At 61.0% G+C, this 16,087-nt stretch carries 12 protein-coding genes and 1 tRNA gene; 3 read left to right on the forward strand and 10 right to left on the reverse strand.

Annotated features, from left to right (window positions below; genetic code table 11):
- Nucleotides 1–138: 138 nt before the first annotated feature.
- From E4O97_RS08470 to E4O97_RS08480, 3 genes are all read left to right on the forward strand, one after another.
- Nucleotides 139–225 (forward strand) — tRNA-Leu (locus tag E4O97_RS08470).
- A gap of 145 nt (nt 226–370) precedes the next feature.
- Nucleotides 371–1,396, forward strand: a complete 1,026-nt coding sequence (locus E4O97_RS08475) for an iron ABC transporter substrate-binding protein (protein WP_032878194.1) — start codon at nt 371–373, stop codon at nt 1,394–1,396.
- Nucleotides 1,396–2,949 (forward strand): iron ABC transporter permease, encoded by a 1,554-nt coding sequence (locus tag E4O97_RS08480; protein ID WP_032878196.1) that lies wholly within the window; start codon nt 1,396–1,398, stop codon nt 2,947–2,949. Before E4O97_RS08475 ends, E4O97_RS08480 begins: the two co-directional genes overlap by 1 nt.
- A gap of 112 nt (nt 2,950–3,061) precedes the next feature.
- Here the strand turns inward: E4O97_RS08480 and E4O97_RS08485 are convergent, their stop codons facing one another.
- The 10 genes from E4O97_RS08485 to E4O97_RS08530 all read right to left on the reverse strand — a co-directional run bounded on the left by E4O97_RS08485 (nt 3,062) and on the right by E4O97_RS08530 (nt 16,076).
- Nucleotides 3,062–4,996, reverse strand: a complete 1,935-nt coding sequence (locus tag E4O97_RS08485) for a methyl-accepting chemotaxis protein (RefSeq protein ID WP_216090658.1) — start codon at nt 4,994–4,996, stop codon at nt 3,062–3,064.
- A gap of 139 nt (nt 4,997–5,135) precedes the next feature.
- Entirely contained in the window at nt 5,136–6,425 is a 1,290-nt protein-coding gene (locus E4O97_RS08490; protein WP_005784238.1) for an adenylosuccinate synthase, read from the reverse strand.
- 54 nt (nt 6,426–6,479) lie between these two features.
- Nucleotides 6,480–7,667 (reverse strand): ATP phosphoribosyltransferase regulatory subunit, encoded by a 1,188-nt coding sequence (locus E4O97_RS08495; protein WP_032878199.1) that lies wholly within the window; start codon nt 7,665–7,667, stop codon nt 6,480–6,482.
- Between the two features lie 293 nt (nt 7,668–7,960).
- Nucleotides 7,961–8,827 carry a protease modulator HflC gene (hflC, locus tag E4O97_RS08500; RefSeq protein WP_003188064.1) on the reverse strand — a complete coding sequence of 289 codons (867 nt, stop codon included), beginning with the start codon at nt 8,825–8,827 and terminating at the stop codon, nt 7,961–7,963.
- A complete protein-coding gene (gene hflK / locus E4O97_RS08505) occupies nt 8,827–10,002 on the reverse strand; it encodes an FtsH protease activity modulator HflK (RefSeq protein WP_005784234.1) in 1,176 nt (391 codons plus the stop codon). The genes hflC and hflK overlap by 1 nt, the downstream gene beginning before the upstream one ends.
- Nucleotides 10,003–10,098: 96 nt before the next feature.
- Complete coding sequence (gene hflX, locus E4O97_RS08510; RefSeq protein ID WP_032878202.1) at nt 10,099–11,400, reverse strand: ribosome rescue GTPase HflX; 1,302 nt, start codon at nt 11,398–11,400, stop codon at nt 10,099–10,101.
- Nucleotides 11,401–11,412: 12 nt separating this feature from the next.
- Entirely contained in the window at nt 11,413–11,673 is a 261-nt protein-coding gene (gene hfq / locus E4O97_RS08515) for an RNA chaperone Hfq (protein WP_003188059.1), read from the reverse strand.
- 94 nt (nt 11,674–11,767) lie between these two features.
- Nucleotides 11,768–12,739: a tRNA (adenosine(37)-N6)-dimethylallyltransferase MiaA gene (miaA, locus tag E4O97_RS08520; protein ID WP_078820143.1), complete on the reverse strand. Its 972-nt coding sequence runs from the start codon at nt 12,737–12,739 to the stop codon at nt 11,768–11,770.
- Nucleotides 12,739–14,640, reverse strand: coding sequence for a DNA mismatch repair endonuclease MutL (gene mutL, locus E4O97_RS08525; RefSeq protein ID WP_164699556.1), 1,902 nt, complete (start codon nt 14,638–14,640; stop codon nt 12,739–12,741). Before mutL ends, miaA begins: the two co-directional genes overlap by 1 nt.
- Nucleotides 14,641–14,654: 14 nt before the next feature.
- Nucleotides 14,655–16,076 (reverse strand): N-acetylmuramoyl-L-alanine amidase, encoded by a 1,422-nt coding sequence (locus tag E4O97_RS08530; protein ID WP_032878208.1) that lies wholly within the window; start codon nt 16,074–16,076, stop codon nt 14,655–14,657.
- Nucleotides 16,077–16,087 lie beyond the last annotated feature (11 nt).

Below are 16,087 nucleotides of genomic sequence, written 5' to 3' on the forward strand. Positions count from 1 at the left end.
GCGAAAGCGGGTTTTTTCGTTTCAGACCTTTGATTTTTAACGGAAAAATTGATTTATATTTTTCGAATCAGGGGTTTACAGATCAAAAAGCCCGCCGTATAGTTCGCCCCATCAACAGCGGCAACGTTGTTAGATAATGCCCAGGTGGTGAAATTGGTAGACACGCCAGCTTCAGGTGCTGGTGATCGCAAGGTCGTGGAAGTTCGAGTCTTCTCCTGGGCACCAAATTCAGATCAAACCCGCGAAAGCGGGTTTTTTCGTTTCTGACGCTCGAAAAACTCCCCAGCGATTTCCCCCCCTCGTCCGCACTTGAGAAGTTTTATCGTTTATCCTTGCAATGATTTGTTGCATATAGCGAGGAACACTTCGGATGATGATCCGCGATAACCGTCTCAAAACATCCCTTCTGCGCGGCCTGAGCCTCACCCTGCTCAGCCTGACCCTGCTCTCGCCCGCCGCCTATTCTGCCGACAAGATCGCCCTGACCTTGTACAACGGCCAACACAAGGAAGTCGGCGATGAACTCGCCAAAGCCTTTGAAGCCAAGACCGGCATTCACGTCAACGTGCGCAAAGGCAGCAGCAATCAGTTGGCCAGCCAGGTCGTCGAAGAAGGTGACCGCTCCCCCGCCGACGTGATCTATACCGAAGAATCGCCGCCGCTGAACAAACTCGGCGAGCAAGGCTTGCTGGCGAAGATCGATGCCAGCACCCTCGACGTGCTGCCCAAGGATTACGTCGGTCGTAATGGTGATTGGATGGGCGTGACTGCACGCACCCGCGTGGTGGCGTTCAATCCAAAACTGATTGCTGAAAAGGACCTGCCCAAATCCGTCCTGGATTTCGCCGGCCCCGAGTGGCAAGGCAAGGTTGGCTTCGTGCCCACCAGCGGTGCCTTCCAGGAACAAGCCGTGGCGATCATCAAACTGCACGGTCGCGAAGCCGCCGAAGAGTGGCTGACCGGCCTGCGCGCCTTCGGCAAGGTGTACAGCAACAATATGGTCGCCCTCAAGGCCGTTGAAAATGGCGAAGTGGCCACCGTGCTGGTGAACAACTATTACTGGTTTGCCCTGAAAAAGGAAAAAACCAACCTGGACTCCCAACTGCACTACTTCACCGATGGCGATGCTGGCGGCCTGATCACCGTATCCTCCGCTGCCGCACTGAAATCCAGCAAACACCCCAAAGAAGCTCAGCAACTGCTGGCATTCATGGCCAGTGAAGAAGGCCAGCGCGTGATCACCAACACCTCGGCCGAGTACCCGCTGCGCAAGGGCATGCAATCCAACCGTGGCCTCAAGCCCTTCAGCGAGCTGCAGCCGCCGAAAGTCACCCCAGCCGACCTTGGCAACGCCGAGGAAGCGCTGGAGCTGGAACGTGATGTTGGCTTGAACTGATGACCGCCTCGCTAACGGCCGGGGCATTCAGCCCACGGCGCAAACGGCCGTCGATCTGGCTGTTGCTGCCGGTACTGCTGCTAGTGGGCCTGAGCCTGCTGCCGCTGGCGTATGTCGGGCTCAAGGCCTGGCAAGCGGGCTGGGCAGAGGCGGTGCATCTGCTGTGGCGGCCTTATGTGTTTGGCCTGCTGCGCAACACCCTCGCGCTGATGGTCGGCGTGACCGTGACCTGTGGTGTGATCGGCCTGTCCCTGGCTTGGCTACTGGAACGCAGCAACCTGCCGGGACGAAGGATCTGGGGCGTAATCCTGTGCCTGCCGTTTGCGGTACCTGCGTTTGTCAGCAGCTTTACCTGGGTGTCCCTGAGCGCGAGCTTCGAAGGGCTCGGTGGCGCGATTCTGGTGATGAGTCTGTCCAAGTACCCGCTGGTATTTCTACCGGTGGCAGCAACCTTGCGCAACCTTGACCCGTCCCTGGAAGAGTCCGCGCGCACCCTGGGACTGAATCGCTGGGGCGTGTTCTTTCGCGTCACCTTACCGCTGCTATGGCCGTCGCTATTGGCCGGGGCACTCCTGATAGCCCTGCACATGCTGGTGGAGTTCGGGGCCTTGTCGATCATCGGCCTGCAGACCTTTACCACCGCGATCTACCAGCAATTCGAACTGGAATTCAGCAACGCCAATGCCGCGATGCTCTCGGCGGTGTTGCTGGTGATGTGCCTGACCTTGCTGTGGCTGGAGTTGCGCGTGCGTGGCAAAGGCCGACACGTGCGCATTGGCCAGGGCGCGGCGCGACATGCCGAGCAGGTCCGGCTGGGCAAGTGGGCACCATTGGGGCAGGTGTATTGCCTGGCGCTGGCGATCATTGGCAGCGGCATTCCACTGGGGATGCTCGGTTATTGGTTGGCCGTCGGATCTTCCGCCGCGTTTCCACTGGCTGAAATTGGCGAGGCGTTGCTCTCCTCACTTGCCTTGTCGCTGGGAGGCGCGGCGTTGTGCCTGGTACTGGCGGTGCCCGTAGGTTTGCTGGTGGTGCGCTACAAAGGCCAGTTGGCACTGTGGGCCGAACGCCTGCCTTACCTGCTACACGCCCTGCCCGGCCTGGTGATTGCACTGACACTGGTGTATTTCGCGCTGCATTACGTGCCCGCGCTGTACCAGACCTCGGCGTTGTTGCTGATCGCTTATGCGTTGCTGTTTTTGCCATTGGCCCAGGCGCCGATTCGTACGGCCTTGAACAAAGCGGCACCACAACTGGAGGAGGCGGCGCGCACGTTGGGCGCTTCGTCGTTCAGTGCGTTTTGCCGAGTGACGTTGCCGATTATCTTCCCGGCGTTAGGGGCGGCATTTGCGCTGGTGTTTCTGGATGCGATGAAGGAATTGACGGCGACTTTGCTTCTGAGCCCGACCGGGTTGAATACCTTGGCGACGGCCGTGTGGGCGCATACTTCGAATGTGGAGTTTGCGGCGGCGGCACCGTATGCAGCGTTGTTGATATTGGTGTCGGGGTTGCCGGTGTATCTACTTACGACTCGGATGTATCTGAGTCGCTGAGACCGCTATCGGGGGCAAGTCGAATCGTCGCACCGCCCCTCCCACATTTGAATGTGTTCGCAAATCAAGTGTGGGAGGGGGCTTGCTCCCGATGAGGCCGGTATGGACACCACTAAGCCCGGAACTGCCCCAGGCTCGCCTTCAACTGCGCCGCCAACCCATCCAGCACCTTGCCACTGGCCGTCGTCTCCACCACAGCCTGCGCCGCACGCTCGGCCTGGGCATGGATCACTTCCACCCGCCCACGCACCGCATGGGCGCCCTGAGCCTGGTGCTCAGCCGCACGCGTCGCCAGACCAATCGCGGCGTGCACCTGCTCCACCGACGCTTGTACTGTCTGCTGCAAACGCACACTGTCGCGCAACACCAGCAAGCCCTCATTGGCCTGGCGGCCAGCCTTGCCGATTGTTTCCACCGCCTCACGCGCGCCCTGTTGCAACGCCACGATATGCGCCTGGATGTCGCCTGTGGAGCTTTGGGTCTTGCTGGCCAGCGCACGCACTTCGTCCGCCACCACCGCAAAGCCACGTCCAGTCTCGCCCGCCCGCGCCGCTTCGATAGCCGCATTCAGGGCAAGCAAATTGGTTTGCTCGGCGATACCGTGGATCACGGTGAGCACGACTTCGATCTGCTCGCTTTGCTGCGCCAGCCGCTCAATTACCTGGGAGCCAGCCTGCACCTGCCCCGCCAACGCCTCGATCAAGCTGCCGACCTCAGCCGAGGTGCGCGAGTTCTCATCCGTGGCCTGGCGAATATCCACCACCTGCTGCAAGGCCGCTTGCATGGCGTGACTTTCGGCCTGGGCCTCGTCAGCCATTTGCGAAAGTGCGCGCAAGCTCTCTGCAACCTCGTCGCGCTGCAAACCCGCTGCCGCGTCGGCGCCCGCATTACGCAATGTCATGGCGCCGATTTCCACACCGGTACGCTGGGCCACATCGCCCGCCTCACGCACGATGGGCTGCAACTTATCCACAAAGCGATTGACCGCCGAAGCCATATCACCGATTTCGTCCTTGCTGTTGATCTGCACACGCTTGGTGAGGTCGCCCTCGCCTGCCGCCAGGTCGTCCATGGCGGCAATAAGCAGCTTGAGACGATTGACCACGCGCCGGCCCAACACAACAGCGAGCAACAGCAATACGCCAAGCCCCACCAATGCCAGGCCCATGCCGATACGCCAACGCAGGGCGCCCGCCGCTTCTTGCACGGCGCTGGAGGTGTTTGCAGTCATTTGGGTGGCAGTTGCCTGTGCCGACTGCAGCCTGGCGCCCATGGCGCTGGCACTATCAGCCGCCGCCCCCTGGAGGCTATCGCCCACCAGTTGATCACCGCTGGCGATCAGCGCGGCAAAGCGCTTATCCAATGCTTGCAGGTCGGCCTCAACCGCGACGGTCGACACGCCCATGCGCACCTTGCCGATTTCCACACCATTTGGGCTGATGGAGGCTTCGACGTAGTACACCGACGGGTCTGTCTTGGCCGCGTTCAGCACTTTATCGAGGGCACGCTCACCCGCGCCCTTTGCCAGCAACGCCTGGTTGATCGGGTTATCACGGTTCAGATAACGCGTCAGGTGCTCACCCGCGGCGTCGTCATACACGACGAACAACACGTTGGGATTGCGTTGGGCACGCCGGGCAAATTCCGAGAGTGTTGGCACATCGCTGTCCCACATGGCGCGGGGCGCGACCGAGGCCAGCAACTGCGCCATGTCATTGGCGGAGTCCTTCAGGTCTTTTTCCAGGGTCGCACGCAGTTGCTTCTGCTCTTCCTGCAGACGCGTGGAAAGCCCGGCTGTCAGGCGCTGGCGCGTGCTGGAGGACAAGCTGTCGAGGCTGGACATGACCTCCTTGCCGGCCTGGGCCAATTCGCCAGACAGTTTCTGACTATCGATGCCCAGACGATTACCCAAATCAGCTTCCAGCGCGGTCACGGTGCTCCGCGTCAGCGCGACGGCAACCAGCACTTGCACCAAAAGGGCGATACCAAGGGTAACGAACACCGGCCGCAACAGACGGCTTTGTAACAACGAGAGAACGGCAGACACTGGAAACCCCTCCACCACGGGTGCCACTAATTTGATAGCACCTCGAAAGGGGGAAACACAGCAAGGGTCGTGCCGTTTGCCAGGCAGAAACGACAAAGGGCTCCCGAAGGAGCCCTTTGCTTTTTACATCAACACTTTATTAAGCGAACGGGTGACGCAGAACGATGGTCTCGTTGCGGTCCGGGCCGGTCGAAATAATGTCGATCGGTGCACCGATCAGCTCTTCCACACGCTTGATGTAAGCGCGGGCGTTGGCTGGCAGTTCTTCCAGGGTCTTGGCGCCCACGGTCGATTCGGTCCAACCTGGCACTTCTTCGTACACAGGCTGCAGGCCCACGTAGCTGTCAGCGTCAGTCGGGGCAACGTCGTTGCCTTGCGCGTCTTTGTAGCCGACGCAGATGTTGATGGCTTCCAGGCCGTCGAGTACGTCCAGCTTGGTCAGGCAAATGCCCGAAATGCTGTTCACATCGATAGCGCGACGCAGGATAACGGCGTCGAACCAACCGCAACGACGAGCACGGCCAGTGGTGGCGCCGAATTCGTGACCCTGCTTGGCCAGGTGCGCGCCAACGTCGTCGAACAGCTCAGTCGGGAACGGACCCGAGCCTACACGGGTGGTGTAAGCCTTGGTGATGCCCAGGATGTAGTCCAGGAACATCGGACCAACGCCTGAACCTGTGGCAACGCCGCCAGCAGTGGTGTTGGAGCTGGTCACGTACGGGTAGGTGCCGTGGTCGATGTCCAGCAACGAGCCCTGGGCGCCTTCGAACATGATGTCTTTGCCGGCGCGACGCAGGTCGTGCAGCTCGGCGGTCACGTCCAGCATCAGCGGCTTGAGCAGCTCTGCGTATTCCTTGCACTCGGCCAGGGTCTTGTCGAACTCGATGGCAGGCTCTTTGTAGTAACCCACCAGCATGAAGTTGTGGTAATCCACCAGTTCACGCAGCTTGTCTTCAAAGCGCGGCATGTTGAGCAGGTCGCCCACACGCAGGCCACGACGCGCAACCTTGTCTTCATAGGCCGGACCGATGCCGCGACCGGTAGTGCCGATCTTCAGCTCGCCACGGGCCTTTTCACGGGCCTGGTCCAGTGCAACGTGGAAGGACAGGATCAGCGGGCAGGACGGGCTGATGCGCAGGCGCTCGCGCACCGGTACGCCTTTCTCTTCCAGCTTGGTGATCTCGCGCAGCAAGGCGTCAGGTGCAACTACCACGCCGTTGCCGATCAGGCACTGCACGCCTTCGCGCAGTACGCCCGACGGAATCAGGTGCAAGACGGTTTTTTCGCCATCGATGACCAGGGTGTGGCCAGCGTTGTGGCCACCCTGGTAGCGCACTACGGCGGCAGCATGTTCGGTCAGCAGATCAACGATCTTGCCTTTGCCCTCATCACCCCATTGGGTGCCCAGGACTACGACATTCTTACCCATAACACTTGTCCTCATTCGCGCAAACTTGGTGCCGGCGATGGCCGGCAGGAAAACTCAAGAAGCCAGTGGCGATACTTGCCAAAGCCCGTTCTGCTGAATCAATTGCCGGTCGCAGTCCGCTTCACGGGCGGCGGCCAATGGCTGCCCAGGCAAGGCCTGGACCACACGCTGACCCTCACTGCGTAACTGGCAAACCTGCTGCCAGAGCGCCGCGTCCGTACTGTCGGGCATCCAGATGCCACCAGACGGCAGCTCGACCTCAGCACGCCCCAGGGTCACCAGGGTTTTCAAATCGGTGGAAAAACCAGTGGCCGGACGCGCGCGACCGAAGTCGGCGCCGATATCGTCGTAACGACCACCTTGGGCGATGGCCTGGCCAACACCCGGGACAAATACCGCGAACACCACACCGGTGTGGTAGTGGTAGCCGCGCAACTCGCCCAGATCAAAATACAGCGGCAGCTGCGGGAACCGCGCCGACAAGCGTTCGGCAATCGCCAGCACGTCATCCAGTGCCGCCAATACCGGCGCCGGCGCATTGGCCAGGCGCTCACGCGCAGCCACCAGCACTTCACGACCACCGCACAGGTCCACCAGCGCACGCAGCATACCGGCCAGTTCAGCCGGCACACCCTCGGTCAGGGCGATCACTTCGTCGATCGCCTTGCGCTGCAGGGCATCGAACAACTGTTGCTCCACCTCACCGGACAAGCCGGCCGCACGGGCCAGGCCACGATAGATACCGACGTGGCCCAGGTCCATGTGGACATCCGGCACGTCAGCCAGTTGCAGCATGGCCAGCATCAGGCTGATCACTTCAACGTCGCTGCTCGGGCTGGCATCGCCGTACAACTCGGCACCCAACTGGATCGGGCTGCGCGAAGACGACAAGGCTCGCGGTTGGGCATGCAACACGCTGCCGGCGTAGCACAGGCGGCTCGGACCTTCGCGGCGCAGGGTGTGCGCGTCGATGCGCGCCACTTGCGGCGTGATGTCGGCACGGAACCCCATTTGCCGGCCCGATTGCGGGTCGATCACCTTGAAGGTGCGCAGATCCAGGTCCTGGCCCGCGCCGGTCAGCAGGGATTCCAGGTACTCGATATGGGGAGTCACGACAAACTCGTAACCCCAGCTCTGGAACAGATCCAACACCTGGCGACGCGCTACTTCAATGCGCGCAGCTTCTGGTGGCAGTACTTCTTCGATGCCATCTGGCAGCAGCCAGCGGTCTACCGTTGCCATTACGCCATTCCCCTTTGATCCGGGCGGCCAGCCCTCGGCCGAGCCTTGAGTGAAGCAGAAAATACCCGCCTCCTGCATAAACCACGCGCAAGAGCGACGTGACGAACGGCCTGCAAACGGCCTCGTCGGGCACTTTCCTCGAAAAACCTGTCACGCCTGCCGAATCAAACATGCAGACGCAAAAAAGCCGGGAATTTCCCGGCTGCCGCATCATACACCCGTTTTCTGAAAGGATCACCCCGCCAGGCATTTTAGCCGCCCGACGGAGTGCCCCCTACAGAATCACAGGCCTGTTACTTGGACTTTTCCAGGTAGCGGAAGAAGTCGCTGCTTGGGTCCAGCACCAGTACGTCGGTTTTGTTCGCGAAGCTTTCACGGTAGGCACGCAGGCTACGGTAGAACGCGTAGAACTCCTGGTCCTGGCCGTAAGCCTTGGCGTAGATCGCCGCCGCTTGAGCATCACCATCACCGCGGGCCTCTTCAGACTCACGATAGGCCTCTGCCAGCAGGACTCGGCGCTGACGGTCAGCATCGGCGCGGATACCTTCAGCCAGCTCGTTACCCTTGGCACGGTGCTCACGAGCTTCACGCTCACGCTCGGTGCTCATACGTTCGAACACGCTGCGGTTCACTTCCTTGGGCAGGTCAATGGCCTTGACCCGGACATCGACGACTTCGATACCCAGCTCTTTTTCCGCCATGGTGTTCAGCGAACGGGTGATATCCGCCATCAGCGCATCACGTTCACCAGAAACCACCTCATGCAGGGTGCGCTTACCAAACTGGTCACGCAGGCCCGATTCCAGACGACGGGACAAACGCTCGTCGGCAATCTGCTTGAGGCCGGAGGTCGCGGTGTAGAAGCGCTCGGCATCCTTGACGCGCCACTTGGCGTAGGCGTCAACCATCACGGCTTTCTTTTCCAGGGTCAGGAAGCGCTGTGTCGGTGCATCCAGGGTCATCAGGCGGGCGTCGAACTTGCGCACCTGGTTGACGTAGGGGACTTTCACATGCAGGCCTGGCTGGACATCCGCCTGGACCACGCGACCGAATTGCAGCAGCACCGCACGCTCGGTCTGAGCCACGATGTAGAAGCAGTTCCAGGCAGCGATGACCACGACGACGCCCACAATCAGGGCGGTCAGCGATTTATTGCTCATCAACGACTCTCCCTGGTACGTGTTTGCTGTTGCAGCAAGTCAGCGGCCGCACGGGCGCTCGCTTCGTTGGCAGCGGCATTCGAACCGGTGGACGGTGCGCTGGTGCCGCTACGACCACTTTCGATCATCTTGTCCAGCGGCAGGTACAGCAGGTTGTTCTGCCCACCCTTGTTGCCGGTCACGAGAACCTTGCTGGTGTTGCTGAAAACTTCCTGCATGGTGTCCAGGTACAGACGCTCACGCGTGACTTCCGGCGCCTTGCGGTACTCGGCAACCAGCTTGGTAAAGCGATCTGCCTCACCCTTGGCGCGCGAGACCACTTCGTCGCGATAACCGTTGGCATCTTCAAGGATGCGCTGGGCCTGACCACGGGCTTCCGGCACAACGCCGTTGGCATAGGTTTCAGCCTGGTTGCGCGAACGCTGCTCGTCTTCACGGGCGCGGATCACATCGTCAAACGCTTCCTGCACTTCACGCGGTGCCGCGGCGCTCTGTACGTTCACCTGAGTGACAGTGATACCGGTGCGGTAGGTATCGAGGAACCGTTGCAGGCGCTCCTTGATTTCACTGGCCATCAATTCACGACCTTCGGTCAGCACCTGGTCCATGGCGGTGGAACCCACCACATGGCGCAGGGCACTTTCGGTTGCGTGTTGCAGGCTGATCTCCGGCTGATCAACGTTCAGCACGAAATCCTGCAGGTTGCTGATCTTGTACTGCACGGTCAGCGGCACTTCGACGATGTTCTCGTCTTCGGTCAGCATCTGGCCCTGCTTGGTGTACGCACGCTCACGCGTGACGTTTTCCATGTACTTCTTGTCGATCGGCGGGAAATAGATGTTCAGGCCCGGCCCGACAGTCTCGTAGTACTTGCCGAAGCGCAGCACCACGGCTTGCTCCTGCTCGTCCACCACGTAGACCGCGCTGTACAGCCATACGGCCGCGAGCACGACAAGACCCAGGCCCAGCAGGCCGTAGCCGCCGCCCTTGCTGGTGCGACCGCCGTCGTCACCGCCACGTTTTTTTCCACCACCGAACAACCCATTCAGGCTTTCCTGCAGCTTTCGGAAGGCCTCGTCGAGATCCGGTGGCCCCTTGCGGTCGCCATTATTGCGGCGCTTACCACCCCAAGGATCCTGATTATTCGAGTTGCCACCCGGCTCATTCCAAGCCATAGCGCTCTCCATCTGATAAAGCAAAGACGCACCCACGGCGCGCCGACCAATGCTACAGAATGCCTGCTACTGCGGCACAACCGCTTTCTCAGGCTTTTATTGCAAAGTGTGTTGTTCAATGAACTCCGCCGGCACAACACCCTCGCGACTGACCAGTCGATTGAGCTCCGAGCGTGGCAATCGAACGGCCAGCAAGCTGACACCTTCTTCGTCGTGTTCTTCTTTCTGTACCGCACCCAGTTCGAAAAACTGTGCCCGCAGTCGAGCAAAACGCTGCGGCAAGCGCAAGGTGCCGACAAACAAATCGCTGCCCAGCAGTTCGGCAATTGCTTGCTCAAGCAGGTCCAAACCACTGCCATCACGCGCCGACAGCCAGACCCGCTGGGGCTTGCCGTTTTCGTCACGCTGGATTTGTGGCTCAACACCTTCAAGCAAATCGAGTTTGTTATAGACCTCGAGGATCGGCAAGTCCTGGGCACCAATCTCGCCCAGCACCACCATGACCTGTTCAATCTGCAACATGCGATCCGGTTCGGCCGCATCGATCACGTGCAGCAGCAGGTCGGAATTGCTCGACTCTTCGAGCGTAGACCGAAATGCCTCGACCAGCTTGTGCGGCAAGTGACGAATGAAACCCACGGTATCGGCCAGGACAATCGGCCCCAGGTCGTCTATGTCCAGACGGCGCAAGGTCGGGTCGAGGGTGGCGAACAGTTGGTCGGCCGCGTACACGTCCGATTTCGTCACGTTGTTGAACAGCGTGGACTTGCCGGCGTTGGTATAGCCCACCAGGGACACGGTAGGGATATCCGCACGGGAACGGCCACGGCGCGATTGTTCGCGCTGGCTGCGGACTTTTTCCAGGCGGCCCTTGATCTGGCGCAGGCGAACCCGCAGCAGACGCCGGTCGGTTTCCAGCTGGGTTTCACCCGGACCGCGCATACCGATGCCGCCACCTTGACGCTCAAGGTGAGTCCAGCCGCGAACCAGGCGGGTGCTCATGTGATCAAGCTGAGCCAGTTCGACCTGGAGCTTGCCTTCATGGGTACGGGCGCGCTGGGCGAAAATATCGAGAATCAGGCCGGTACGGTCGATCACGCGACACTCGAAAACACGTTCGAGGTTACGTTCCTGACTGGGCGTGAGGGTGTGATTGAAGATCACCAGATCGGCTTCTTCAGCGTGAACCAGGTCGCGCAGTTCCTCGACCTTGCCGCTGCCGATCAGGTATTTGGCGGTTGGCCGATGACGCGGCACGTTAAAAAACGCAACGGTCTCGGCGCCGGCCGAATTTGCCAACTCCTGAAACTCCTGCGGATCTTCGCGCGCCTCAGGGTCCTGTCCATCCAAGTGAACGAGGATTACTCGCTCACCACCACCGTGGCGCTCAAAGAACAAAGGAGACTCCTATCAGGCGTTACCTGGCTCAGCGTCACCCTGTTCATCACCTGCTGCGCTAGGCAGACGGATTGGACGAACTGGAACGACTGTCGAGATAGCGTGTTTGTAGACCATCTGGCTGACGGTGTTTTTCAGCAGGATCACGAACTGGTCGAACGACTCGATCGTGCCTTGCAACTTGATACCGTTGACCAGATAGATGGAAACCCCAACTTTCTCTTTACGTAAAGTATTCAAGTAAGGGTCTTGTAGCGAATGCCCTTTTGACATGTGCCGCACTCCTTTAAGGATCAATAATAAAAAATCGGAAAATAGATAGCTTATGGCCGTCACACCCCCAAGGATAGACGGCAATTGCAAGGACTCAGCTCAATATGGAGACCGTTCCCAAGTATTTCAAGGCGCGTGACAGATTGTCGCTGTCCAGGCTGTCCAACCAGTGCAAATCGCTCCAGCTGCGCAGCCAGGTGAACTGGCGCTTCGCCAATTGGCGCGTGGCGATGATGCCGCGCTCCTGCATTTCGGCTGACGTCAGCTTGCCATCCAGATGATCCCAGACTTGGCGGTAGCCTACAGCACGTATCGAAGGCAGCCCGGCATGCAGGTCACCTCTTGAACGCAGTGCTACGACCTCGTCCACAAACCCCTGTTCCAACATAATTGTGAATCTTTGTGCAATTCGTTCATGCAGCACCTGGCGATTTGCCGGAGCGATGGCCAGATTCGCCACAGTATAGGGCAATTGTGACTGTCCAGATGCGCCTGCATCAGCACTTTGCGCACTTTGTTTGCGCCGATGTTCAGTCATGGTCTGGCCGCTGACACGCCAAACTTCCAGGGCACGGGTAAGGCGCTGGGGATCATTGGGGTGGATGCGCGCTGCGGACACGGGGTCCACCGCTGCCAACTGGTCGTGCAGGGCTTGCCAGCCAAGGCGTACAGCCTCTTCTTCGAGTTCGGCGCGCACCTGGGCATCGGCAGGCGGCATATCGGCCAGCCCCTCCTGCAATGCCTTGTAGTAGAGCATGGTGCCACCCACCAGCAGCGGGATATTGCCGCGCGCGGTGATCTCGGCCATGGCCGCCAGGGCATCGGTGCGAAAATCCGCAGCCGAATAGCTCTGCGCCGGGTCGATGATGTCGATCAATTTATGCGGATATTGGGCCAATAGCGCTTTGGACGGCTTGGCCGTGCCGATATCCATGTCCCGGTAAACCAGGGCAGAGTCGACACTGATCAACTCGCAGGGCAACACCTTGGTCAGCTCGATGGCCAGGTCCGTCTTGCCGGCGGCCGTGGGGCCCATCAGGAAGATCGCGGGGGGCAAGGCGCTCATCAACGGCCGCGCAAGAACAGTTTGTCCAGATCGTCCAGGCCCATTTGGGTCCAGGTCGGTCGGCCATGGTTGCATTGGCCGCTGCGCTCGGTGTTTTCCATGTCACGCAGCAGGCCGTTCATTTCCGGCAGGGCCAGGCGGCGATTGGCGCGGATGGCGCCGTGGCAGGCCATGGTGCCGAGCAATTCGTTGATATGCGCCTGGATACGGTCGCTGGTGCCGTATTCCATCAGGTCTGCCAGCACGTCGGCCACCAGGCGGTTGGCTTCGGCCTGCTTGAGCAGCGCGGGAATCTGACGGATCGCCAGGGTTTCCGGGCCCAGGCGTTGTAGCTCAAAACCCAGCTTCTGGAACACGCTGTGGTGTTCTTCGGCGCAATCGGCCTCGCGCTGGCTCACGGCCAGGGACTCCGGCACCAGCAGCGGCTGACCGCTGAGGCCTTCGCTGGCCATGGCGATCTTCAGGCGTTCGTACATGATCCGCTCATGGGCGGCATGCATGTCCACCAGCACCAGGCCATGGGCGTTTTCCGCAAGGATGTAGATGCCCTTGAGCTGCGCCAGGGCATAGCCCAGCGGCGGGATATCACCGCCGCCTTCCGGCAACGAGGGAGCAGCACCCGGCTCGGCACCCGGCAGCGGCGCGAAAAACTCCCGGTAAGCCGCCTGGGCCTCAGCCACCGGCACCGTCGACTGCGGACGCGGTGTGTATTGGTACTGGTAACCCGCACCGGCACCCGAGTTTGGCGCCGTGTAGGCTGGCTGCGACGGCGTCGATTGCAGCAGGTTGGCCGCCAGGCTCATTTCACCTTGCGGACCGAACTCACCGGCCTCAGGACCGCTCGGGCGCACCACCGCCGTGACAATCGGCGCTGACAGTTGATCATCCGGGCGCACATCGCCCAAGGCGCGGTGCAGCGTGCCATACAGGAAGTCATGCACCATGCGCCCGTCCCGGAAGCGTACTTCGTGCTTGGTCGGGTGCACGTTGACGTCGACCACCGACGGGTCGACCTCGAAGAACAGCACAAACGTGGGGTGCCGGCCGTTGAACAGCACGTCGCGATAAGCCTGGCGCACCGCGTGGGCTACCAGCTTGTCGCGAACCGCACGGCCATTCACAAAGAAGTACTGCAAGTCGGCCTGGCTACGGGAGAACGTCGGCAACCCCACCCAACCCCACAACCTCAGGCCATTGCGCTCGATTTCAATCGGCAGCGCCTGCTCCAGGAAACCGCTGCCGCACACGGCTGCCACACGTCGTGCGCGGGCGGCGTCGTCGTTGGCTTCGTGCAGACTGAGGATGGTCTTGCCGTTGTGGCGCAGGTGAAACGCCACATCGAAACGGGCCAGGGCCAGGCGCTTGATGACTTCTTGCAGGTGATCGAATTCGGTTTTCTCGGCCTTGAGGAATTTGCGCCGCGCCGGGGTGTTGAAGAACAGGTCGCGCACCTCCACCGAAGTGCCCACCGGGTGTGCAGCCGGCTGGACCCGAGGCGCCATGTCGCGGCCTTCGGTTTCCACTTGCCAGGCTTGCTCGGCGTCGCGGGTGCGGGAGGTCAGGGTCAGGCGCGCCACGGAACTGATGGAGGCCAGGGCTTCACCGCGAAAACCCAGGCTCATGACCCGCTCAAGGTCTTCCAGATCACGGATCTTGCTGGTGGCGTGACGGGCCAGAGCCAGCGGCAGATCATCGGAGGAGATGCCGCTGCCGTCATCACGTACCCGCAGCAACTTGACGCCGCCCTGCTCCACGTCGACATCGATGCGCCTGGCACCAGAGTCGATGCTGTTTTCCAGCAGCTCCTTGATCACCGACGCAGGGCGCTCGACGACCTCACCCGCAGCAATCTGGTTAGCCAGGCGCGGGCTGAGCAATTCGATGCGCGAGCCGCTGTTCAACAAGGATTCGCTCATTACTGTGCCGCCAATTCAGTGCCGGGAATGGTCAACACCTGGCCGATCTTCAACTCATCGGTTTTCAGGTTATTGGCGCTGCGCAAGGCCGCAGGCGTGACCTGGAAACGTACCGCCAGCATGGCAACGGTGTCGCCGGGCTGCACACGATGGTCACGCGGGCCCTGGGCGATTTTGCCGGAATCGCGTAGCCAGGCGATATAAGTGCCCGGTGGTGGGTTCTGCTGGAAGAACTGGCGCACGCCCGCACTGATGGAGCGCGCCAGCGCTTGCTGGTGGCTGGCGCTGGCCAGCTTGGAGGCCTCGTTGGCGTTGGAGATAAACCCGGTTTCCACCAGGATCGACGGGATGTCCGGCGACTTCAACACCATGAACCCGGCTTGTTCCACCCGCTGTTTATGCAGCGACGTCACACGACCGATATTGCTCAGGACTTTCTGGCCAACGTTAAGGCTGGAGGTCAGCGAGGCGGTCATCGACAGGTCGAGCAGCACACCGGCGAGCATCTTGTCCTTGTCATCGAGGGACACGTTGCCGGCCCCGCCGATCAAGTCGGAGCGGTTTTCACTGTCGGCCAGCCAGCGGGCGGTCTCGGACGTGGCACCGCGATCCGACAGGGCAAATACCGAGGCACCAAATGCAGCAGTTGAAGGCGCGGCGTCGGCGTGAATGGACACGAACAGGTCAGCGCCCTTCTTGCGCGCAATTTCGGTACGGCCACGCAACGGAATGAAGTAGTCACCGGTGCGGGTCAGCTCGGCGCGGTAGCCTTTCATGCCGTTGACCTGGCGTTGCAGCTCGCGAGCGATGGCCAGTACCACGTCTTTCTCATGCTGGCCGCGTGAGCCGGAAGCCCCCGGATCTTCACCACCGTGGCCGGCGTCGATCACCACGATAATGTCGCGCTTGCCTGCCGGTGCAGGCGGCGGCGGTGGCAATTTGACCTGGGGTTGCGACGGGTTGACCGGCACCGCAGGCACGGTAGCCACGCTTGGCGTCGGCGCAGGCGGTGGTGCCGCGTCGGCGGGGTTGTCGAACAGGTCGACCACCAGTCGGTTACCGTATTGGGCGTTGGGCGCCAGGGAGAAGCTCTTAGGCGTCACGGCCTTTTTCAGGTCGATGACCACGCGCAGGTCGGTCGGCGTACGCTGGGCCGAGCGCATGGCGGTAATCGGGGTATTGGCGGTAGACACCTTCAGCGGCGCGGCCAGGCTCGCACCGTTGATGTCGATCACCAGGCGATCAGGCGCCGTCAGGGTAAAGACGCTGTGCTGGACCGGGCCAGACAGGTCGAACACCAGTCGCGTGTTATCCGGCGCTCGCCACAGGCGAACGCTCTTTACCTGTGAAGCAGCCAGAGCATTGACAGTCATTGCCGCAAGCAACACCCCCACGACAGCAACCAACGCGCGAAAGCGCATACCTAACCCCA

This window comes from Pseudomonas sp. W15Feb34 (genome assembly GCF_023127765.1).
Classification (GTDB): Bacteria; Pseudomonadota; Gammaproteobacteria; order Pseudomonadales; family Pseudomonadaceae; genus Aquipseudomonas; species Aquipseudomonas synxantha_A.